The following is a 19862-nucleotide window of genomic DNA, read 5'->3' as shown; positions in this document are numbered from 1 at the left end:
GCTCCTCGAGGTCCGGCGTGGCGTCGTACCGGTCGGCGGCGCTCACGCCGTCGCCCCGCTCGGCGCCGCGCGGCGGGCCGCGCGCTCGACGAGGTCCGCGACCCGCGCCGCGCCGTCGCGCACGCCCGCGGTCGCGGCGGCCTGCGCCATGCCGCCGAGCCGGCCGCCGTCGGACAGCAGGCCCGGGACGTCGCGCGCGACCCACGCCGGGGTGAGCTCGGCGTCGGGGACGAGCAGGCCGCCGCCCGCGTCGACCACGGGCGCCGCGTTGAGCCGCTGCTCGCCGTTGCCGATCGGCAGCGGGACGTAGACCGCGGGGATCCCGAGCGCCGCGAGCTCGCTGACGGTCCCGGCACCCGACCGGCACAGCACGAGGTCTGCGACCGCGTACGCGAGATGCATCTCACCGAGGTACTCGAGCGCGTGGTACCGCTCGGTGCCCGCGAGGCCCGCGAGCGCGCCGAGCACAGGCTCCGCCTTGCCGGTGCCGGTGAGGTGCAGCACCTGCACGCCGCCGTCGAGCAGCTCGCGCGCCGCCCCGGACACGGCCGTGTTGAGGCTCTGCGCGCCCAGCGAGCCCCCGGTCACGAGGAGCGTGGGCAGCGCCGGGTCGAGGCCGAGGGCCGCGGTGGCCGCCGCCCGCGTGCCAGCGCGGTCGTGGCCCAGTCGTTCGACGAGCTCCGCCACCTCGCGGCGCAGCGGCAGACCCGTCACGACGGCGCCCGCGAGCGGCGTCCCCGGGAACGTCACCCCGACCTCGGCGGCCCAGCGTGCCCCGAGCTTGTTCGCGAGGCCCGGCCGGGCGTTCTGCTCGTGCACGACCACCGGCACGCCGCGTCGCCGGGCCGCGAGGTACGCGGGCGTCGAGACGTACCCACCGAACCCGACGACCGCCTGGGCGCCGATCCGGTCGATCGCCTCGCCCGCGGCGTCGACGGCCGCCTTGAGCCGCCCGGGCAGGCGGGCCCACTCGCCGGACGGCCGGCGCGGCAGCGGGACGCGCGGGAGGAACTCGAGCGGGTAGCCGCGTTCCGGGACGAGCCGCGACTCGAGCCCTTCGCGGGTGCCGAGCGCGACGATGCTCGCGTCGGGCCGACGACGGCGCAGCTCGTCCGCGACGGAGAGCAGCGGGTTGACGTGCCCGGCCGTCCCGCCGCCCGCGAGGACGACGGACTGGACCGGTGAGGAGGTGATGACCACGAGGACCTTGGTGCTTCCTGGTTCGGGCTTGACGGTTCTGACGGGGCGGGCCGGTGGCGGTGGTGGTGCGGCTAGCGCGCCGCCCGCTCACGCCCACGGTGCGCCTTGCGTCCTGGTTGAGGCTTTCGGCCCGATGCTACGGGCCCTCCGCGGCTTCTCCGTCCTGCCCCGGCGACGACGCCGAGCGTTCGGCGCGCGACCGACGGACGGGCCGCGAGGGCGTCCGCCGTGCCCGGCTCCGTCCGCGCGAGCGAGAGGAGGACCCCCATCGCGATGAGCGTGGTGACCAGCGCGCTGCCGCCGGCCGAGATGAGCGGGAGCGGGACGCCGATGACGGGGATGACGCCGATCACCACACCGACGTTGACGAGCGCCTGCCCGACGATCCAACAGCCGATCGCCGCGGCGGCGACCTTGGCGAACGGATCCTCGTGTCGGCGCACGATCCGGTAGCACGCGTACCCGAGCAGGCCGATGAGCACCAGGACGAGCCCCGCGCCGAGGAGCCCGAGCTCCTCACCGATGATCGCGAAGATGAAGTCGTTCGACGCCGCCGGCAGGTACCCCCACGCCTGACGGCTCGCCCCGAGGCCGACGCCCGTGAGGCCGCCCGAGCCCAGCGCCTGGAGCCCGTGGATCGTCTGGTAGCAGAGCTCCTGGGCGTTGGCGCCGTTCGGGTCGCAGCCCTTGAGCAGGACCGAGATCCGCCCACCACGGTTGGAGTTCCCGTTGAGGAACAGCTGCCACACGAAGATGCCGCCGATGCCGACCCCCGTCACAAGCACCCGGAGCGCGACGCCCGCGACGAAGAACGCGCCGATCACCAGCATCATGACGACCATGGCAGTGCCCAGGTCCTTGCCGACCAGCACGAGGCCGATCACCAGCAACGCGCCCGGGACCGCCGGGACGATCGCGTGACGCGCCTGACCGAGCAGACGTTGCTTGCGGCCGAGGACGGTCGCGAGCCAGACCACCAGCGCGAGCTTCGCGACCTCGGCAGGCTGGAACCGCAGCGGACCCAGGTACACCCAGGAGTTGTTGCCGCCGACCTCGTGCGCGAGCCCGGGCACGAAGACGAGGCACTGCAGCGCGAGCGCCCCGAGCAGGCCCACCCAGGCGAAACGCTTGTAGATCCGGACGGGTGTGCGTGCGGCCACGAGCAGGAGAGGGATCCCGATGAGCGCGTACTGCGCCTGCTGGAGGAACACCCCGAACGGCGAGTGGCCCTTGGCGATCTGCGTGACGGCCGAGCTCGAGAGCACCATGACGAGCCCGATCCCGAGCAGCGTAGCGGTGACACCGGCCACGAGGTAGTACGTCGCGAGCGGGCTGTCCCACACCGTCGCGAGCGTCGAGCGGTTCGGCTTCGTGGCCTTGCTCGCGGCCTTCGCGGGGCGGGTCGCGGCCCGCGACCCGGGTGCCGCGGCCCGCGGCTTGGCGGCGGGGACCGCCTGGGCACGGGCGCCGGTGGCACGCGGCGCCCGCGTGACGCCCGGCGCTCCCGTCATGCCACCGACCCCCTGCGGCCGGCCTCTCCGGGCGCGAGCGCACGGGCCGCGGCCGCGAACAGCTCTCCTCGCTCGGCGTAGGACCGGAACTGGTCCATCGACGCCGAGGCGGGCGCGAGCAGCACCGTGTCGCCCGGACGGGCGAGGGTGCGGGCGGCGTCGACGGCTCGGGTCATCACCGTCCCAGTCTCGCCGGGGTCGACCCGGACGACGGGGATCTCCGGCGCGTGTCGTGCCAGCGCCTCGCCGAGCGGAGCCGCGTCGACGCCGATCAGGACGACGGCGCGGAGCCGGTCCGCGCGCCGTCGGACCAGCTCGTCGAACGTCGCGCCCTTCGCGAGGCCCCCCGCCACCCAGACGACCGTCCCGCGCGCGAACGCGGCCAACGACGCGTCCGCGGCGTGCGCGTTGGTGGCCTTCGAGTCGTCGACGTACGCGACGCCGTCGACGGTGGCGACCGACTCGATCCGGTGCCCACCCGGGCGGAACGCCCGGAGCCCGTCCCGCACGGCGCGTGCGGGCACGCCGGCCGCCCGGGCGAGCGCCGCGGCGGCGAGGGCGTCGGCGACGACGTGAGGCGCGACCGCGCCGCCGGGGCCGGCGAGGTGCTCGAGGTCCGCGAGCGTGCCGAGCTCCGCGGCCGAGGCCGTCCGCGCCGGGTCGTCGGCAGGCAGGTGGAACGCGCGGTCCACGAGGACGTCCTCGACGAGGCCGAGCTGACCCGGTCCGGGAGCACCGAGCGTGAAGCCGACGGCGCGCGCACCCTCGGTGACGTCCGCCTCGCGCACGAGCCGCTCGGTCCGGGCGTCGGACACGTTGTAGACGCACGCGACCTGGGCCCGCTCGTAGATCCGGCCCTTCGCCGCGGCGTAGGCGTCGAGCGAGCCGTGCCAGTCGAGGTGGTCCGGGGCGATGTTGAGCACGGCACCCGCGAGCACCGACAGGGACTGCGTGAAGTGGAGCTGGAAGCTCGACAGCTCCACCGCGAGGACGTCGTGGGACGGGTCGGTCGCGGCGCGCACGACCGCGTCCCCGACGTTGCCGACGGCCGGCGCGTCGAGTCCGGCCGCTGCGAGGATCGCCGCGAGCATCTCGACGGTCGTGGTCTTGCCGTTCGTCCCGGTGACGGCCAGCCACGGCGCGGGCGTCCCCGCGCCGTCCCCGTGGTCGCGCGGCACCCGCATCCGCCAGGCGAGCTCGACCTCCCCCCAGACCGGGATGCCAGCGTCCTGCGCCCGGACCAGCAGGGGGTGGTCGGGGCGCCAGCCGGGGCTGACGACGACCAGCCCGAAGCCGTCGAGGCTCATGCTCTCCGGTTCGCGCTCGTCCGCGTCGTCGACGCGCGCGTCGGCCGTCACGACGTCGGCCCCGTGCGCGGCCAGCACCTCGGCGGCCGCCCGCCCGCTCACCCCGAGCCCGGCCACGAGGACGCGCGTCCCGGCCGGGTCGTACGGGAGGACCGTCACGTCACGACCCATTCGCCGTAGAACAGCCCTATCCCGAGCCCCGCGCACAGGGCGGCGATGAGCCAGAACCGGATCACGATCGTGACCTCGCCCCAGCCCGTGAGCTCGAAGTGGTGGTGCAGCGGCGCCATCTTGAAGACGCGTCTGCCGGTCGCCTTGAAGTACCCGATCTGGATGACGTCGGACATCAGGACGATGACGAAGAGGCCGCCGATGATCGCGGCGAGGATCTCGGTCCGCGACACGATCGACAGACCGGCGAGGGCACCGCCGAGCGCGAGCGCGCCGGTGTCGCCCATGAAGATCTTCGCGGGGCTCGCGTTCCACCACAGGAACCCGAAGCACGCGCCCATGAGCGCGGCGGCGATGATCGCGAGGTCGCGCGGGTCGCGGACCTCGTAGCAGGCCGTCGTCGACTCCACGAAGCGCTGGCAGTTCTGGTTGATCTGCCAGACGGTCACCATGAGGTAGGCGCCGAACACGATCATCGAGGCGCCGGTCGCCAGACCGTCGAGGCCGTCGGTGAGGTTGACCGCGTTCGACCACGCGGTCACGAGGAAGTTCGCCCAGACCACGAAGAGGATCACCCCGAGCGCCGTCCCCGCGAACGCGAGGTCGACGGGCGTGTCCCGCAGGAACGAGATCTTCGTCGAGGCGGGCTTCAGGCCGTTCCCGTTGGGGAACTGCAGCACGAGGATCGAGAAGACCACGCCGACGACGCCCTGCCCGACCATCTTCGCGAGCGGCGAGAGCCCGAGGCTGCGCTGGCGACGGATCTTCGTGTAGTCGTCGAGGAACCCGATGAACCCGAGCCCGCAGGTGAGGAACATGACGAGCCAGGCGCTCGCGCTGGGCGCGCGGCCGGTCGCGAGCGACCCGGCTCCCCAGCCGAGCAGCGCCGCGACCAGGATGACGACGCCACCCATGGTGGGCGTCCCGCGCTTGGTCAGGTGCGACGTCGGGCCGTCCTGGCGGATGAACTGGCCGTAGTGGTGCCGGACGAGGAACCGGATGAAGGTCCGCGTCCCGAACAGGGAGACGAGGAGCGCGACGAGCGCTGCGAGGACGATCGCGATCATGCGGGCACCTGCTCACCCGTGAGCTCGTTCGCGAGCCGCCACAGGCCCGCCCCCTTGGACGACTTCACGAGCACCACGTCACCCTCCTCCAGCTCCTCGCGCAGCAGCGCGGCCGCCTCCTCGACGTCCGCGACGTGCACGACCTCGCTCCCCCACGACCCCTCGCGGCGCGCGCCGTCGACGATGCCGCCCGCGCCTGCTCCCACGACGACCAGCCAGCGGATGTTCAGGCGGACGACGAGCTCGCCGAGCTCGTCGTGCACGGCCCGCGAGTCGGGCCCGAGCTCGAGCATCTCGCCGAGCACCGCGACGGAGCGGCGGCCCGTCTGCTTGGCCATCACGGCGAGCGCGCGCAGGCCGGCGCGCATCGAGTCGGGGTTGGCGTTGTACGAGTCGTCGATGATGCGGATGCCGTCGGGCCGGTCGACCACGTGCATGCGGTGCGGGCTCGCGGGGCCCTCCTCGGACAGCGTGCGCACGACGTCGGCGGCGCTCGCACCGAGCTGCAGCGCGCCGGCCGCGGCCGCGAGCGCGTTGGTCACGTGGTGCTCGCCGACGAGCCGCAGGGTCACCGGCAGCGGGTCGCTGCCCGGCGCGTGCAGGGTGAAGGACGCGCGGCCCTCGACGTCGAGGCTCACGTCGCTCGCGCGCACGTCCGCGGACGGGATCGTGCCGAACGTCACCACGGGGCCCTCGGTGAGGCGCGCCATGCCCGCGACCCGGAGGTCGTCCGCGTTGAGGACCGCGACGCCGCCGGGGCGCAGCCCCTGGACGAGCTCGCCCTTGGCACGCTCGACGGCCTCGACCGACCCGAAGCGGCCCAGGTGGGCCGAGCCCACGACGAGCACGACGGAGACGTCGGGCGGCGCGATCCGCGTGAGGTACGTGAGGTTGCCCTCGTGGTCGGCGCCCATCTCGAGCACGAGGAACCGCGTGCCGCGGTCCGCGCCGAGCACGGTGAGCGGCAGCCCGATCTCGTTGTTGAACGAGCCGCGCGGCACGATCGTCGGGCCGAGCGGCGTCACGAGCGCGCCGAGGAGGTCCTTGGTGGTCGTCTTGCCGACCGAGCCGGTGACCGCGACGACCCGCACGTCGGCCTCGGCCCGCAGCGTGGCGAGCACGAAGCGCGCGAGCTCGCCGAGCGCCGCCTGCACGTCCTCGACGACGACGCACGGCACGTCCTCGAGCTCGCGCGCGGCGAGCACGAGGCTCGCGCCCGCCGCGACGGCCGACGCGGCGTAGTCGTGCCCGTCGACGTGCTCACCGGGCAGCGCGACGAACAGCGACCCGGCGGTCGCCGCCCGGGAGTCGATGACGACCGGGCCCGTCACACGGGCTCCGGCGTGAGCGGCGCTCACGGCGCCGCCGGTCGCTGCGGCCACGTCGGCCGCAGTCAGCTCGATCATGCGTCCTGCTCTCCTGTCGGCGCGGCGTCGCCGCCCACCGGCCGGGTCTCGGCCTTCCGGGCTGCGAGCGCCGCGCGCGCCTCGACGCGATCATCCAACGGATGGTTCACGCCGTCGATCTCCTGCCAGATCTCGTGGCCCCGCCCCGCCACGAGCACCGTGTCCTCGTCGGCCGCGCCCAGCACGGCCTGCCTGATGGCGGCCGCGCGCGGCGCCACCTCGACGAGCGTCACCCGGGCCTGCGCGTCCCGCGCGCCTCGGGCCCCGTCCAGGACCTCCGCGCGGATGGGGGCGGGGTCCTCACCGTGCGGGTCGTCGTCGGTCACGACGACCACGTCCGCACGCTCGACGGCAACCCTACCCATGGTCGGGCGCTTGCCGGTGTCACGCTCCCCGGTGGCGCCGAAGACCACCACGAGCCGACCCGTCGTCGTCGGGCGCAGGGCGTCGAGGGCGAGGGCGAGCGCGTCCGGGTTGTGCGCGAAGTCCACGACGACGCGGGGCCCCACCCCGTCCGAGACCGTCTCCATGCGACCGGGCACCGTGGGCGCGACGCCTCCGGCGCGCTCGACGGCGTCCGCGAGGACGTCCGTGCCGACCCCCGACTCCACGACCATCGCGAGGGCGAGCGCGACGTTGGCGACGTTGAAGGCGCCCGGGAGCGTGGTGCGGGCCGCGAGGCGGCGCCCGTCGTCGTGCACGAGGACGAGGTGCTGCCCGTCGGGGGCGTCCGCCACGTCCTCGACCGTCCACCCGTCGCCCGGGGCCTGCGCACCCGGGAGCCGCAGCGGCACGACGGGCACGGTCGCGCGGTCGAGCAGCCGCAGCGCCCACGCGCGTCCCGGCCCGTCGGCGGGCACGACGACGACGCCGCGCCGCGCGTGGGTCGGGGTGAAGAGCGTGGCCTTCGCGTCGAAGTACGCGTCGAGCGTGCCGTGGAAGTCGAGGTGGTCCTGGCTCAGGTTCGTGAAGCCGGCGACGTCGTAGACCACCGGGTCCACCCGGTGCAGCGCGAGCGCGTGCGAGGAGACCTCCATCGCGAGCGAGTCCACGCCGTCGTCGACCATGGTCGCGAGGATCGCCTGCAGGTCCGCGGCCTCGGGGGTCGTGAGCGCGCTCGGCACGACCCGGCCGGCGGAGCGGATCTCCACGGTCCCCACGAGGCCCGTGGTGCGGCCCAGGGCCGCAAGCACGGCGTCGAGCGCGTACGTCGTCGTCGTCTTGCCGTTGGTCCCGGTCACGGCGAACGTCGCCAGGCGCGCGGTCGGTTCGCCGTACGCCCGCGCCGCGAGGACGCCCAGCGCCGCCCGCGGATCAGGCACGACGACGACCGGTACCGCCGGGGTGGCCCCACGGTCGGCGAGCAGCCGCGCTCCCGCGTCGTCCGTCACGACCGCCACGGCGCCCGCGGCCACGGCGTCGGCCACGAACCGCGCTCCGTGCACGTGGGCGCCGGGCAGCGCGACGAAGAGGTCACCGGGCGCCACGGTCCGGTTGTCCGCGCCGACGCCCGTGACGACCACGTCACCCGTCGCGGTCGCCCCGCCGGGCCCCGCGGTGCCGTCGACCGCCGCCATTCCTTCGATGAGCCGCTCCAGCGTCAGCCGGGCGGACGTGCGGGGGCGCAGCCGAGGAGCGGGGGACGTCACGGGAAGAAACCTATCGTGCGGGCGGGTGGCGACCGGGCCGGCCTGGACCGTCACCACGTCGGCTTGTACGGCTTGGCGGAGCCCGAGCTCGGCGCGACGCCCAGGTCGTGGAGCGCGAAGCCCATGACCTTGCTGAACACCGGCGCGGCGGTCTCGCCGCCGAAGATCGAGGTCTTCGGGTCCTTCACGAACACGCCGACCGTCAACCGCGGGTTGTCCGCCGGGGCGAAGCCCACGAACGACGCCACGATCGAGGTCAGCCCGCCGCCGGAGCCTGCGGCCTCGGCGGTGCCCGTCTTGCCCGCGACCTGGTACCCGGGCACCGTGGCCTTCGCGCCGGTCCCGCCGTCGTCCTTCACGACGCCCTCGAGCATGCGGGTGAGCTGCGCGGCGGTCTTCTTCGAGACGACGCGCTTCCCGCTGCCCACGGCCGTGGGCGTGGTCGTGCCGTCGGCCGCGGTCACCGACTTCACGACGTGCGTCGACGGGCGCACGCCGCCGTTGGCGATGGTCGAGTACACGCCCGCGACCTGGAGCGCGTTCACCGAGACGCCCTGGCCGAACAGGACGGCGTAGCGCGTGCGCCCGTCCCAGTCCTGCGGCTGGCGCAGGATGCCGGTGGACTCCCCCGGCAGGCCGGCCCCGGTGTGCTGCCCGAGCCCGAAGGCGCGCATGTTGTCGTACTGGGTCTGGGCCGTCATCTTGGAGCCGACCTGGACGGTGCCCGAGTTCGAGGACTCCGCGAGGATCCCGGCGAGCGTGAGCTTCTCGAGGCCGTGCTCGTGGGAGTCGTGGAACACCTGGCCGTTGGGCGTCTCGTACGTGTACCCGACCTTGTACTGCGAGGTCGGCTTCGCCAGCCCGGACTCGAGGAGGCCGGCCATCGTGATGATCTTGCCCGTCGACCCCGGCTCGAACGTGCCCTCGACGGCGACCGAGCCGCGCTCGGAGACGGGCACCGACGAGTCGTTCGGGTCCGCCGTGCCGGAGTTCGCGAGCGCGTAGACCGCGCCGGTCTTGACGTCCTGGACGACGACGACCGCCCACGTCGCGCCCGTGTCCTTCTTGGCCTTGTCGGCCGCGTCCTGGGCGTACCACTGGATGTCCTGGTCGATCGTCAGGGCGACGTCGGAGCCGGGGACCGCAGCCTTGTCCTGGTCCGTCCCCGTGGGGATCCGCTGCCCGTTGACGCCGCGCTCGTACGTCTCCTGGCCGGGCGTGCCCGAGAGCTCGTCGTCGAGGACCTTCTCGAGCCCTCCGGCTCCCTGCTGGCTCGCGTCGACGTAGCCCAGGAGGTTCCCGCCGGTCGCGCCCGCCGGGTAGACGCGCTCCGACGTCTGCTCGGACGAGATGCCCGTGATCCCGAGCGCGTCGATCGCTCGCCAGGTCTCCGGCAGCAGGTCCTTGGCGAGCACCTTGTACTGGAGGAGCGCGCCCTTCGACGACGCGTTGAGGGCGGCGCCCAGCGTGCTGGCGTCCTGGTGGATCAGCGGCGCGATGAGCTTGGCCGCCGCGACGGCTCCGGTGCCCAGCTCCCCGGAGCCCTCGTAGGCCGCGTCCTGGGCGTCCGTGGGGACGAACGTCGCCACGTTCTTGGGGTTGGCGACCAGGGTGTACCGGGTCTGGCTCGTGGCCAGCACGACGCCGTTCGTGTCGGTGATCTGCCCGCGCGTCGCGGGCTGCTCAGTCGTCACCAACCTGGCGTCGTGGCCGCGGGCCGCGAGCGCCGGGCCGTCGTAGAGCTGCACGAACCCGAGCCGCACCACGAAGGCGACGAGCACGAGCGCGACCAGCGCTGCGACCCAGCGCAGCCGCTTCTCGGGCCGGCCCGCCTTGCGGAAGCGTGACGGGCGTGGCGCGGGCCGGCGTGCCGCCGGCGCCGGCCGTCGGGGCGCCGCCGCCCGCGTGCCGGGACGCGGCGGGTTGGCGTTGCTCTTCGTCGGCGTCTTGCTCTTCGTGGGCGGCTTGCCCTTCGTGGGCAGCCCGCCCGACGCCGTGCGCGCTCGGTGCGTGGTGCTCCCCGCCCGGGTGGACGCCGTCGGGCGCCCCGACGTCGCGCGCCCCGTCGTGGCACCCGAGGCGGTCCGCGCGCTGGGTCGCTCGGACGGGCGCGGGCTCATCCCTTGGCCCCTGCCACCTCGGGCGTCGCGATCACCTTGCCGTCCGACAGCCGCAGGAAGCCCTGACCGGCTCCCGGCACCATGCCGAGCGACCGGGCCGTGCGGGCGAGTGCGCTCGGCGCCGAGGCCGCGTCGAGCCGAGACGTGAGGTCCTGCGTGTCCTGGGCCGTCTGGGCGAGCTGCGCGTTGAGGGTGTTGCGCTCGAACGAGTCGCGCGCCATCTGGATGTTCAGGAGGAGCGCCGTGACGAGCGCGCCCGCCACGATCGCGACGCACAGGGCCACGAAGGGCACACGCGAGCGCCCCGTCGCGGGGGCGCGCACGACGCGCAGGCGCGGGCGGGGTGCGTCGGCCGGGCGGGGGGCGCCGGCCTTCGGGTCGGTGGCGGGCTCGAACTGGCGCAGCACACGCGCGGTCGCGCCGGCGGACGCGGTCATGGGCGTGCCTCCTGGGAACGGTGGGACGAAGCGGGACGGTGGGAGGGGGACGAAAGGACTGACGTGGTGCCGGCTCGGGGCCCGGTGCCGCGGCGCGGCGCTCGGTCGCGGGCGGCGAGCTCACGGAGCACGTGCTCGGGGGTGGGCCGGAGCCGCTCTGCCGCTCGCAGCCGGACGGACGCGGACCGCGGGTTGCGCTCGAGCTCGGCGGCGTCCGCCTCCTCCGCGCCACGGGTCAGCAGCCGCAGGTACGGGCGGTGGGTCTCGGGCTCGACGGGCAGGTCGGGCGGGGCGCTCGAGGTCGCGCCCCGCCCCAGCTCGCGCTTGACCAGCCGGTCCTCGAGCGAGTGGTACGACTCGACGACGATCCGCCCGCCCACCGCCAGCACCGCGACCGCGGCCGGCACCGCGCGCTCGAGGACGGCGAGCTCGCCGTTGACCTCGATGCGCAGTGCCTGGAAGGTGCGCTTGGCGGGGTTGCCGCCCGTCTGACGGGTCGCCGCGGGGATCGCGGACCGCACGGCGTCGACGAGCTCGGCGCTGCGCTCCCACGGTCGCTGCTCGCGACGCCGGACGATCGCCCGCGCGACGCGCGGGGCGAACCGCTCCTCGCCGTACTCCCGCAGGATCCGCACGAGCGCGGCCTCGTCGTAGCTGTTGAGCACGTCCGCCGCGGTCGGCCCCGTCGTGGGGTCCATCCGCATGTCCAGCGGCGCGTCGTGCGCGTACGAGAAGCCGCGGTCCACCTCGTCGAGCTGGAGCGACGAGACGCCGAGGTCCATGAGCACCCCCTGGACGGCGCCGCGGCCCTGGCCGGCGACGACGTCCTCGATCTCGTCGTACACCGCGTGCACGGCGGTGAACCGGTCGCCGAAGCGCGCGAGGCGCCGGGACGCGAGCGCGATCGCCTCGGGGTCGCGGTCGATCCCGACCACGTGCGCCGTCGGGATCTGCTCGAGCACGGCCTCGGTGTGCCCGCCCATCCCGAGGGTGCAGTCCACGAGCGTCGCCCCCGGCTCCTGCAGGGCGGGCGCCAGGAGGTCGACGCACCGCTGGAGGAGGACGGGCAGGTGACGACCTGCCGCGTCGCCGTCGCGCTGCGTCGGCTGTGTCGGTCGTGTGCCGGCCATCGGTCCCCCCTCCTTCGCGCTGCGTGCTGGTGGTGCCCGGTCGGGCCACCCGGTCAGGTCTCCCTCCGCGTCCCCTCTGACGCCGGGGAAGTGGCGTCAGAACGGGCGGGAGGAGGCCTGGTCGTGCGGGCCGTCCGAACACGTCTGGTCTGGCCGTGCTTGCTGCTCCTCCTGCGCGCGCAGTCAGAGCCGCAGCCCCGGGACCACCTCCTCCGCGGTGCGTGCGTACTCGCTCTCCTGCTCGGCGAGGTAGGTCTGCCAGGCCGCGAGGTCCCAGACCTCGACCCGGGTGCCGGCGCCGATCACGGCGACGTCCCGGTCGAGGCCCGCGTACTCACGCAGCGCCGGCGGGATCGAGATCCGGCCCTGCTTGTCCGGAACCTCGTCGCTCGCGCCGGACAGCAGCACCCGCAGGTAGTCCCGCGCCTGCTTGCTCGTCACGGGAGCCTCACGGATCTGGTCGTACATGCGGCGGAACTCGTCCATCGGGAGCAGGAAGAGGCAGCGCTCCTGCCCTCGGGTGAGGACGAGCCCCGGTGCCAGCTGGCCTCGGAACTTGGCCGGGAGGATGAGGCGTCCCTTGTCGTCGAGCCGGGGCGTGTACGTGCCGAGAAGAAGGCTCGGGACCCCGCTGAACGACTCGAGCACGGCACGCACCTCCTCCTGCCTCCCATTGCCCCCACATTACTCCACTTCCCTCCACCGTTCGCTCGTCGAAACGCGTCTTTCACCCCGGGTCGGCACCGTCGTCGCAGGTCAGCGCGGTGGAGCGAGGTGGAGGGCACGGGGCCTCCCGGGCGGGTCGCGCGCCACGCGCCGTCGTCGACGAGCCCGGTCGCGGCCCCCGAGCGGGACCCGCCGAGGCTGACCGTGGAGCGATGTGGAGTGACGTGCAACGCGTGCTCTAGGCTCGTGCTACGACGTCGCGGAACGTGGCGGCCCCCGTGCCGCCGCGCTCCGCCCGACGGTCGTCCCGCCCGGGCGGTCCGCCGCTCTCGACCGACGGAGGTCCCGCGTGCTCCTCGACTCCACTGGCCGCTCCAGCACGGACGACGCCACCACCCTCCCCCGCACCGCCCTCGACGACCTCGTCACGGTCACCGGACGGATCCGTGCCGCGGTCGAGTCCGTCGTGACCGGACGCTCCGACGCGGTCGACGTCACGCTCGCGGTGCTCCTCGCCGGTGGGCACCTCCTCATCGAGGACGTGCCCGGCGTCGGCAAGACGACGCTCGCGAAGGCGCTCGCCCGCGCGATCGACGGCAGCGTCGGACGCATCCAGTTCACGCCCGACCTCCTGCCGAGCGACCTCACCGGCGTCAGCATCTACCGCAACCAAACCCACGAGTTCGAGTTCCGGCCGGGCCCGGTGTTCTCGAACGTGGTGATCGGCGACGAGATCAACCGCGCCTCCCCCAAGACGCAGTCGGCCCTGCTCGAGTGCATGGAGGAAGGTCAGACCACCGTCGACGGCGTGACGCACCCGCTCCCCCGGCCGTTCTTCGTCGTCGCGACCCAGAACCCCGTCGAGATGGAGGGCACCTACCCGCTGCCCGAGGCGCAGCGCGACCGGTTCATGGCCCGCCTGTCCGTGGGGTACCCCGAGGCCGCGGCCGAGCTCGAGCTGCTCGACCGGATGGAGACGCGCGACCCGCTCGGCGAGGTCACGCCGGTCGTGGACGTCGCGACCGTCGAACGCCTCGTCACCACCGTCCGCGGGATCTGGGCCTCGGACGCCGTCAAGCAGTACGTGCTCGCGATCGTGTCCGCCACGCGAGAGCACCCGGCCCTCCGCCTCGGCGCCTCGCCGCGCACGACCATCCAGCTCCTGCGAGCCGCGAAGGCCGTCGCCGCCATGAACCAGCGCGACCACGTGCTGCCCGACGACGTCCAGCGACTCGCCGTGCCCGTCCTCGCCCACCGGCTCATCACGACGACCGAGGCACGGCTCGCCGGCCAGACCCCGGCCGACGTCGTGACCGCGATCGTCGAGCGCACCGCCGTCCCCGCGCGCGCCGACCGGCGCTGAGGGCGCCATGGCCAGGACGCGCACCACACGGGTCCGGCTCACCGACCGGGGGATCGTGCTCGTCGTCGGGGGCGGCGTCCTCGCGCTCGCCGGCGTCGGCCTCCACCTGCCCGACGTCGTCGGGGTCGGGGTGGCGCCGCTCGTCGCGGTCGCGGCGGCGGCGGTGTGGATGCGGCTCGTGGGCGTCGACCGCGGCCGCACCGCCCTGACCACGACGCGCCGCGTCCTGCCCAACCCGGTCGTCCGCGGCCAGGTCACCGAGGCCCGGCTCGCCGTCCGCCCCGCTCACCGGTCGTCCGCCGCGACCGCGCAGCTCGCACGGACGCGCGTCGCCGAGAACGTCTCGACCCAGCTCTCGCACCGGCCACCGCGCGGGACCCAGCGCACCGGTGCCGACGAGATCGTCGTGACCTACCAGCTCCACCCCTCCGCGCGCGGACGCTGGCCGCTCGGCCCCGCGAGCGCGACCGTCGAGGATCCCTTCGGGCTCGTGCGCACCGTCCAGCCCTTCGGCTCGACGACGACGGTCACCGTGTGGCCGAGCACCTATCCGCTCCCGGTGCGCGCGGCCCGCAGCCTCGCCGTCGCCAGCGACGCCGCCAGCGGGACCCGCGCGGCCTCGCCCGACGACGCGGTCCTGCGCGAGTACGTCGCGGGCGACGACCCGCGCCGGGTCCACTGGATCAGCGCGGCACGCCGCGGGCAGCTCATGGTGCGCTCCGACGAGGGGGCGGGGCTGCCGCCCGTGACCGTCCTCTTCGACCGTGGCCTCCTGCCGCCGCACGACGGCGGGAAGAGCTGGGACCACGCGCGCACGGACCGGGGTGAGTGGGCCGTGGAGTGCGCCGCGTCGATCGCCGTCTCGCTCGTCGAGGCGGGGCACGCGGGACGGATCGTGGGTACGTCCTCCGACGAGGCCGTCGCACCGGTCACGCACGTCCCCGGCGGCCGCGGCGAAGGCCGCTCGGGCATCCTGGAGCAGGCGGTCGACCTCGTCGGCCTCAAGGACGCCGCCGACGCCGACCGGGCCGTCGCCACGACCGCAGCGGCGCTGCGGACCGACCGCCACGCGGACGAGCTGACGTTCGCGGTGCTCCGCCCCCAGTCCGGGGCGGCGCTCCACGCCCTGGCCCACCTGGGCGGCGAGGGGGACCACGCCGCCGTCGTCGTGGTCGGCCGGACCGCTCCACCTGTCCAGCACCGGGCGGCGCAGGACACCGTCGCCGCGCTGCGCGCCGCCCGGTGGCGTGCGCTGGCCGTCGTCGAGGGCAGCGGGCTCGAGGCGACCTGGCTCAACCTGGTGGAGGAGGCGGTCTGGTCATGACCCCCGACACCGTGCGTCGGCGCTCGCTCGCCCAGAGCTCGCTCGTCGCCGTCGCCGTGGGCGCGGGTGCGCTCACCCTCACGAAGGTCGTCTGGCCCGGCTCGTGGGTCGCGGTCGTGCTCGGGAGCCTCGCGCTCGTCGCGGTGGCGGTGTGCGGCGCGCGCTGGGCCGCCCAGACCCGGGGCTCGGCTGCGCTCGTCGCCGTGGCACCCACGGTCGTCGGCGCCGCTGTCGCGGGCTTCCTGTGGGTCACGCTCGCGACCTCGCAGGCCGTCGAGGACCCCGCCGCTGCGCCGCTGCCCGACGACCCCGTCTCTGCCGCGTTCACCGCGCTCGGCCGGCTCCACGAGCTCGCCGCCCAGTCCGTCGCGCCGGTCGACGCGTCCGCCCCTGTGCTCAGCGCGGTCCTGGGCGCCACCCTCGTGCTGTACCTCCTCGGCGACGTCCTCGCGGTCACCCTCCGCGCACCCGTCGGCGCCGCGGTCCCCGCGCTCGTGCTGTGGCTGCCGTCGCTCGTCATCGTCGGGCGGGTGCCGATCGCGTGCGTGGCCGTGACGGTGCTCGCCCTGCTCGTCCTGCTCGCGGTCTCGCGCGTCGACGTCCGGCCCGGTGCACGCGACGCCGGTACCACCACGGCGGCTGCCGTCGGTGTCGCCGCCGTCGTCACGGTCGTGTCGCTGGTCGTCGGGGCCGGGGCCGTCGCGGTGCAGGCGAGCGGGACCCGGCCCCTGTCGCAGCTGCTCGGCTCCGGCGGGTCGTCCGGCCGGCTCGGCAACAACCTCGACGTGCTCAGGGACCTCGGCGATCGACCCGACACGGTCGTCATGACGGTCAAGGCCTCCTCGGCCGACCCGGACGACTCGAGCCCCGAGGTCGGACCCCTGCGCGTGTACACGCTCACGACCTTCGACGGCTCGGCGTGGAAGCCCGACGACGTGCTGAGCGACGCGGACGACGTGGCCCAGGGCCAGCTCCTCGGCCCGGACTCGTCGGCGGCGCCCGGCGACGACACGGTCAGCGTGCGCGTCTCGCCGAAGCTGCTCCCCCGGTACCGGCTCGCGGTCACCACGGACCCGCGCAGCGTGCACAGCTCGTCGACGGGCCCCCTGCGCTACGACGCCGACCGCGACGAGGTGTACCGGGTCTCGGGTGACGCACGCGCGCCGTACACGCTGACGGTCCACCCCCGCGACCTCACGGCCGGTCAGCTCGAGCAGGAGGACGCCAGGTTCGGCTCCGACAGCGGGCTGCCGGCGAACCTTCGCAAGCAATCGCTCGCCCTGCCCGACACGGCTCACCTCGCCGACGTCCGCGCGCTCGCGAAGAAGATCACCGCGGGCGACACCACGGACTACCAGAAGGCGCTGGACCTCCAGACGTACTTCCGGGACGCGCAGCGCTTCACCTACTCCGCGAAGGCGCCCAAGGGCGGCTCCGACGCGGTGTGGTCGTTCCTGCAGACCAAGGAGGGCTACTGCGTCCAGTTCGCCACGGCGATGGCCGTCATGCTGCGGACCCTCGGCATCCCGTCACGCGTCGGTGTCGGCTACCTGACCCGGGCACCCGGCGCCGACGGCGTCACGAACGTCACCGGCCAGGATGCGCACGCGTGGCCCGAGGTCTATTTCGAGCAGTCCGGCTGGGTGCGCTTCGAGCCGACGCCGGCCGTCCAGTCCGGCATCGCGCCCAGCTACACCGACGTGTACGGGAGCTCGCAGTCGTCGAGCTCCCAGCAGGACGACGTCCCGACCACCCGCGCCACCTCGGACCCGGAGGTCGCTGCGCCCGAGGACACCGCGACGCCCCAGCCGCAGAGCATCGGCACCGCGGCGACGCGGCGCGACGGCCATCTCGTCGTGGTCGTGAGCGTGGCACTCCTGCTCGTGCTCGCAGCGGCCGCCACCACGCTGGTCCTGGCGCGACGTCGGCGCGCCCGGCCCATCGACGGAGCGGAGGAGGCGTGGTCCCGCCTGCGCCGGCGCCTCGCGTCGGCCGGCGTCACATGGCCCGACTCGGCCACGCCGCGACAGGTGCCGGACCTCGTGGCCGCGGCGGTCCGTGAGGCGGGCGGCACCTGGACGGGTGTACCCGACGCGACGTTGCGCGAGCTGGCGCTTGCCGTCGAGGCGGACCGCTATGCACGGCCGACGACGCGGGTGGAGGACGAGGCGGAGCGGGGCGGACCCACGTCTGCCGCGACTGACTCAGCCGCAGTGCGGTGGGCGAACCTGGTCGACGACGTCGTCGCGGCCGCTCAGCGCGAGGTCAGCGGCCGCCCTCGTGGCGGCGCCGCTCCCAGCGCTCCTCGAGGCGGGCGAGGAACGACTCGCGCTTCGTAGCACGGGCCGTGGGCCGCGACGGGCCCGACGCCCGGGCGGAGCCGCCGACGACGCCGATCGGCCCCGGCTTGGCGCGGCGGCGCAGCAGCGCGAACGCCACGCCCGCGAACATCAGGACGAACCCCCCGACGCCCAGCCACCACTGCGAGGCTGCGGCGCCCAGCACGAGCACGAGCAGACCGACCGCGGCAGCCAGGAAGCCGACCACGTAGCGCCAGAGCGGATGCCGCTCGGCGGACTGCAGCGTGTTCGCGAGCCGTGGATCGTCCGAGGTCAGAGCTTGCTCCATCTGCTCCAGGACTCGCTGCTCGTACTCGGACAGAGGCATGACGACCTCCGGTCGCTCGCTTGACGTGTTGTTACTCCGAGGATAGTTCCCCTGTGGTCCGGGTGGTAGTCGAGCGCGTCACAGCCGAGCCGCGACGTACCGCGGCCGCGCCGAACCGCGCCCGCACGGCGTCGAGCGCCTCCTCCGCGGCACGCACGACCTGCGTCGCCTCGGTGGTCGCGTCGTCGAGCGTGAGCTGGACGGCCGCGCGCCGGCGCTCCTCGAGCTGCTCGGCCCGTACGCCCACGAGCCGTACGGCGAGGCCGCGCAGGTCGGTGGCTGCGACGAGCTCCCGCGCCACGGTGCCGATCTCCTGGCCGGTGTCCGTCGGGGAGACGAGCGTGCGGGCCCGCGTCACCGTCCGGAAGTCGCTCGTGCGGACCTTCACCGTCACGACGCGCGCGACGAGGGACTGCGCGCGCAGGCGCGCCGCGCACCGGTCGGCGAGCTCGAGCACGGTCCTGGCGACGACCTCCCGGTCGCGGACGTCCTGCGGGAAGGTGGTCTCGTTGCCGATCGACTTGTCCTCGTGCAGCGGGGTGACCGAGCGGTGGTCGCGCCCCCACGCGAGGTCGTGGAGGTGACCGCCGAGGCTCGGGCCGAGGAAGGAGCGTAGCCACGCGACGTCGGCGTCCCCGAGCTCCGCGACCGTGCGGATGCCGCGGCGCGCCAGCGACTCCTCGGTCCGCTCCCCGACGCCCCACAGCGCGCCGACCGGGAGAGACCGCAGGAAGTCGACGCTCGCCGCGGCGGGGACGAGCATCATGCCGTCGGGCTTCGCGTGCGTCGACGCGAGCTTCGCGACGAGCTTCGTGGACGCCACGCCGACCGAGCACGTGATGCCGTGCTCGGCCTGGATCCGCTCGCGCAGCGCGGCGCCGATCCGGGTGGGCGGCCCGAGCCGGCGACGCGCGCCCGAGACGTCGAGGAACGCCTCGTCGACGCTCACGGGCTCGACGATCGGCGTGACGTCCCGGAACGCCTGCATGACCGCGCGGGACACGTCGCGGTACGCGGTGTGCTCGGGCGCCACGACGACGGCCTGCGGGCACAGCCCGAGCGCCCGGCCCATGGGCATCGCCGACCGGACGCCGAAGGCGCGCGCCTCGTACGTCGCGGACAGCACGACACCCCGCGACCGGCCGCCCACGATCACGGGCAGCCCACGCAGCTCGGGCCTGCGGGCGAGCTCGACGGACGCGAAGAAGGCGTCCATGTCGACGTGCAGGACGCCGCAGCCGTCCTCTTCCTCGCCCCAGTCCCGCCGTGCCGACGCCGCCCGGGGGCCACGGCTCACGAGGCCCTCGCCCGGGAGCCGGGGAGCAAGCTGAAGGTTGCGGCCGGGTCGACGAGGATGCCGACCTCGTCACGGAAGTCCTCTGCGCACCGCACCAGCTCCTCGGCTCGCGCCGCGTCGACCACGTCGAACCGGCCGGCGTCGATCGCGGCCCGGGTGCGCGCCCCGCCCGCGAAGTAGACCGACCACGCGGCGAGCTCCGGCTCGACGACCTCGACGAGCGCCCAGACCGACCGGCCGCTCCGCCTGCCCGACGGCCGTCCGCGCAGCGCCACGACCGCCGCGGCCGAGCGCAGAGCCGCGAGGTGCGCGTGCACGAACCGCTCGGCGGGATCGGTCGCAGCGTAGGCCGCGGCCAGCTCGTGGTCGGCACGCGACAGCAGCCGGAAGGCCTCGACGGGAGCGGGCGCAGGCGACGAGCCCGCGACGGCTCGTGCGCGCCGCGCGTCCCCGGCCTGGGCGTCCCGCTGCGTCCGTTCCATCACTCGTACCTCCCCGAGCACCAGGATCGAACACATGTTCGAACCTGTCAACCGCTGCCACACTG

16 protein-coding genes are annotated in these 19862 nt (G+C 74.7%); 3 read left to right on the top strand and 13 right to left on the bottom strand.

From position 1 onward, the window contains the following. Nucleotides 1-42: 42 nt before the first annotated feature. The 10 genes from murG to mraZ form a co-directional block, all read right to left on the bottom strand. Nucleotides 43-1194 carry an undecaprenyldiphospho-muramoylpentapeptide beta-N-acetylglucosaminyltransferase gene (murG, locus tag KDY119_RS07460; protein WP_153022695.1) on the bottom strand — a complete coding sequence of 384 codons (1152 nt, stop codon included), beginning with the start codon at nucleotides 1192-1194 and terminating at the stop codon, nucleotides 43-45. Between the two features lie 77 nt (nucleotides 1195-1271). Next, entirely contained in the window at nucleotides 1272-2711 is a 1440-nt protein-coding gene (locus tag KDY119_RS07455) for a peptidoglycan glycosyltransferase FtsW (RefSeq protein WP_153022136.1), read from the bottom strand. Beyond that, nucleotides 2708-4189: a UDP-N-acetylmuramoyl-L-alanine--D-glutamate ligase gene (gene murD / locus KDY119_RS07450; protein ID WP_153022135.1), complete on the bottom strand. Its 1482-nt coding sequence runs from the start codon at nucleotides 4187-4189 to the stop codon at nucleotides 2708-2710. The genes KDY119_RS07455 and murD overlap by 4 nt, the downstream gene beginning before the upstream one ends. Beyond that, complete coding sequence (mraY, locus tag KDY119_RS07445; RefSeq protein ID WP_036951329.1) at nucleotides 4174-5256, bottom strand: phospho-N-acetylmuramoyl-pentapeptide-transferase; 1083 nt, start codon at nucleotides 5254-5256, stop codon at nucleotides 4174-4176. Before mraY ends, murD begins: the two co-directional genes overlap by 16 nt. Further along, nucleotides 5253-6662: a UDP-N-acetylmuramoyl-tripeptide--D-alanyl-D-alanine ligase gene (locus tag KDY119_RS07440; RefSeq protein WP_036951332.1), complete on the bottom strand. Its 1410-nt coding sequence runs from the start codon at nucleotides 6660-6662 to the stop codon at nucleotides 5253-5255. Before KDY119_RS07440 ends, mraY begins: the two co-directional genes overlap by 4 nt. Next, the gene (locus KDY119_RS07435; protein WP_051136629.1) at nucleotides 6659-8311 is read right to left on the bottom strand and encodes a UDP-N-acetylmuramoyl-L-alanyl-D-glutamate--2,6-diaminopimelate ligase; all 1653 of its coding nucleotides are present in this window, start codon (nucleotides 8309-8311) and stop codon (nucleotides 6659-6661) included. Before KDY119_RS07435 ends, KDY119_RS07440 begins: the two co-directional genes overlap by 4 nt. 50 nt (nucleotides 8312-8361) lie before the next feature. After that, nucleotides 8362-10431, bottom strand: a complete 2070-nt coding sequence (locus tag KDY119_RS07430; protein WP_153022134.1) for a peptidoglycan D,D-transpeptidase FtsI family protein — start codon at nucleotides 10429-10431, stop codon at nucleotides 8362-8364. Next, nucleotides 10428-10868, bottom strand: coding sequence for a hypothetical protein (locus tag KDY119_RS07425; RefSeq protein ID WP_227994559.1), 441 nt, complete (start codon nucleotides 10866-10868; stop codon nucleotides 10428-10430). Before KDY119_RS07425 ends, KDY119_RS07430 begins: the two co-directional genes overlap by 4 nt. Then, the gene (gene rsmH, locus KDY119_RS07420) at nucleotides 10865-11998 is read right to left on the bottom strand and encodes a 16S rRNA (cytosine(1402)-N(4))-methyltransferase RsmH (RefSeq protein WP_153022133.1); all 1134 of its coding nucleotides are present in this window, start codon (nucleotides 11996-11998) and stop codon (nucleotides 10865-10867) included. The genes KDY119_RS07425 and rsmH overlap by 4 nt, the downstream gene beginning before the upstream one ends. A 183-nt stretch (nucleotides 11999-12181) precedes the next feature. Continuing rightward, entirely contained in the window at nucleotides 12182-12655 is a 474-nt protein-coding gene (gene mraZ / locus KDY119_RS07415; RefSeq protein WP_051136631.1) for a division/cell wall cluster transcriptional repressor MraZ, read from the bottom strand. Nucleotides 12656-13013: 358 nt separating this feature from the next. Between mraZ and KDY119_RS07410 the strand changes: the two genes are divergently transcribed. From KDY119_RS07410 to KDY119_RS07400, 3 genes are read left to right on the top strand one after another with little or no spacing between them, the layout of a single operon-like run. Further along, the gene (locus KDY119_RS07410) at nucleotides 13014-14027 is read left to right on the top strand and encodes an AAA family ATPase (protein ID WP_051136632.1); all 1014 of its coding nucleotides are present in this window, start codon (nucleotides 13014-13016) and stop codon (nucleotides 14025-14027) included. A gap of 7 nt (nucleotides 14028-14034) precedes the next feature. Next, the gene (locus KDY119_RS07405) at nucleotides 14035-15351 is read left to right on the top strand and encodes a DUF58 domain-containing protein (protein ID WP_153022132.1); all 1317 of its coding nucleotides are present in this window, start codon (nucleotides 14035-14037) and stop codon (nucleotides 15349-15351) included. Continuing rightward, nucleotides 15348-17690, top strand: coding sequence for a transglutaminase family protein (locus KDY119_RS07400; protein WP_153022131.1), 2343 nt, complete (start codon nucleotides 15348-15350; stop codon nucleotides 17688-17690). The genes KDY119_RS07405 and KDY119_RS07400 overlap by 4 nt, the downstream gene beginning before the upstream one ends. Here the strand turns inward: KDY119_RS07400 and KDY119_RS07395 are convergent. From KDY119_RS07395 to KDY119_RS07385, 3 genes are read right to left on the bottom strand one after another with little or no spacing between them, the layout of a single operon-like run. Then, entirely contained in the window at nucleotides 17617-18018 is a 402-nt protein-coding gene (locus KDY119_RS07395) for a DUF3040 domain-containing protein (protein ID WP_036951338.1), read from the bottom strand. The two genes, KDY119_RS07400 and KDY119_RS07395, sit on opposite strands and share 74 nt — an antisense overlap. A 31-nt stretch (nucleotides 18019-18049) precedes the next feature. Beyond that, entirely contained in the window at nucleotides 18050-19315 is a 1266-nt protein-coding gene (locus KDY119_RS07390) for a DNA polymerase IV (protein ID WP_036951342.1), read from the bottom strand. Further along, nucleotides 19312-19797, bottom strand: coding sequence for an SAV_6107 family HEPN domain-containing protein (locus tag KDY119_RS07385; RefSeq protein WP_194174374.1), 486 nt, complete (start codon nucleotides 19795-19797; stop codon nucleotides 19312-19314). The genes KDY119_RS07390 and KDY119_RS07385 overlap by 4 nt, the downstream gene beginning before the upstream one ends. Between the last annotated feature and the right edge of the window lie 65 nt (nucleotides 19798-19862).

It is taken from the genome of Luteimicrobium xylanilyticum (genome assembly GCF_009429125.1).
Taxonomy (GTDB): domain Bacteria; phylum Actinomycetota; class Actinomycetes; order Actinomycetales; family Cellulomonadaceae; genus Luteimicrobium; species Luteimicrobium xylanilyticum.
Note: the sequence above shows the minus strand (reverse complement) of the source record. Positions and strands in the feature narration are given on the sequence as shown.

Coding starts and splice junctions, on each gene's coding strand:
- KDY119_RS07385 (WP_194174374.1), bottom strand. CDS start 19,797: ATGGAACGGACGCAGCGGGACGCCCAGGCCGGGGACGCGCGGCGCGCA.
- mraY (WP_036951329.1), bottom strand. CDS start 5,256: ATGATCGCGATCGTCCTCGCAGCGCTCGTCGCGCTCCTCGTCTCCCTG.
- KDY119_RS07425 (WP_227994559.1), bottom strand. CDS start 10,868: ATGACCGCGTCCGCCGGCGCGACCGCGCGTGTGCTGCGCCAGTTCGAG.
- KDY119_RS07440 (WP_036951332.1), bottom strand. CDS start 6,662: ATGATCGAGCTGACTGCGGCCGACGTGGCCGCAGCGACCGGCGGCGCC.
- KDY119_RS07455 (WP_153022136.1), bottom strand. CDS start 2,711: ATGACGGGAGCGCCGGGCGTCACGCGGGCGCCGCGTGCCACCGGCGCC.
- KDY119_RS07395 (WP_036951338.1), bottom strand. CDS start 18,018: ATGCCTCTGTCCGAGTACGAGCAGCGAGTCCTGGAGCAGATGGAGCAA.
- KDY119_RS07405 (WP_153022132.1), top strand. CDS start 14,035: ATGGCCAGGACGCGCACCACACGGGTCCGGCTCACCGACCGGGGGATC.
- KDY119_RS07400 (WP_153022131.1), top strand. CDS start 15,348: ATGACCCCCGACACCGTGCGTCGGCGCTCGCTCGCCCAGAGCTCGCTC.
- KDY119_RS07430 (WP_153022134.1), bottom strand. CDS start 10,431: ATGAGCCCGCGCCCGTCCGAGCGACCCAGCGCGCGGACCGCCTCGGGT.
- murD (WP_153022135.1), bottom strand. CDS start 4,189: ATGGGTCGTGACGTGACGGTCCTCCCGTACGACCCGGCCGGGACGCGC.
- rsmH (WP_153022133.1), bottom strand. CDS start 11,998: ATGGCCGGCACACGACCGACACAGCCGACGCAGCGCGACGGCGACGCG.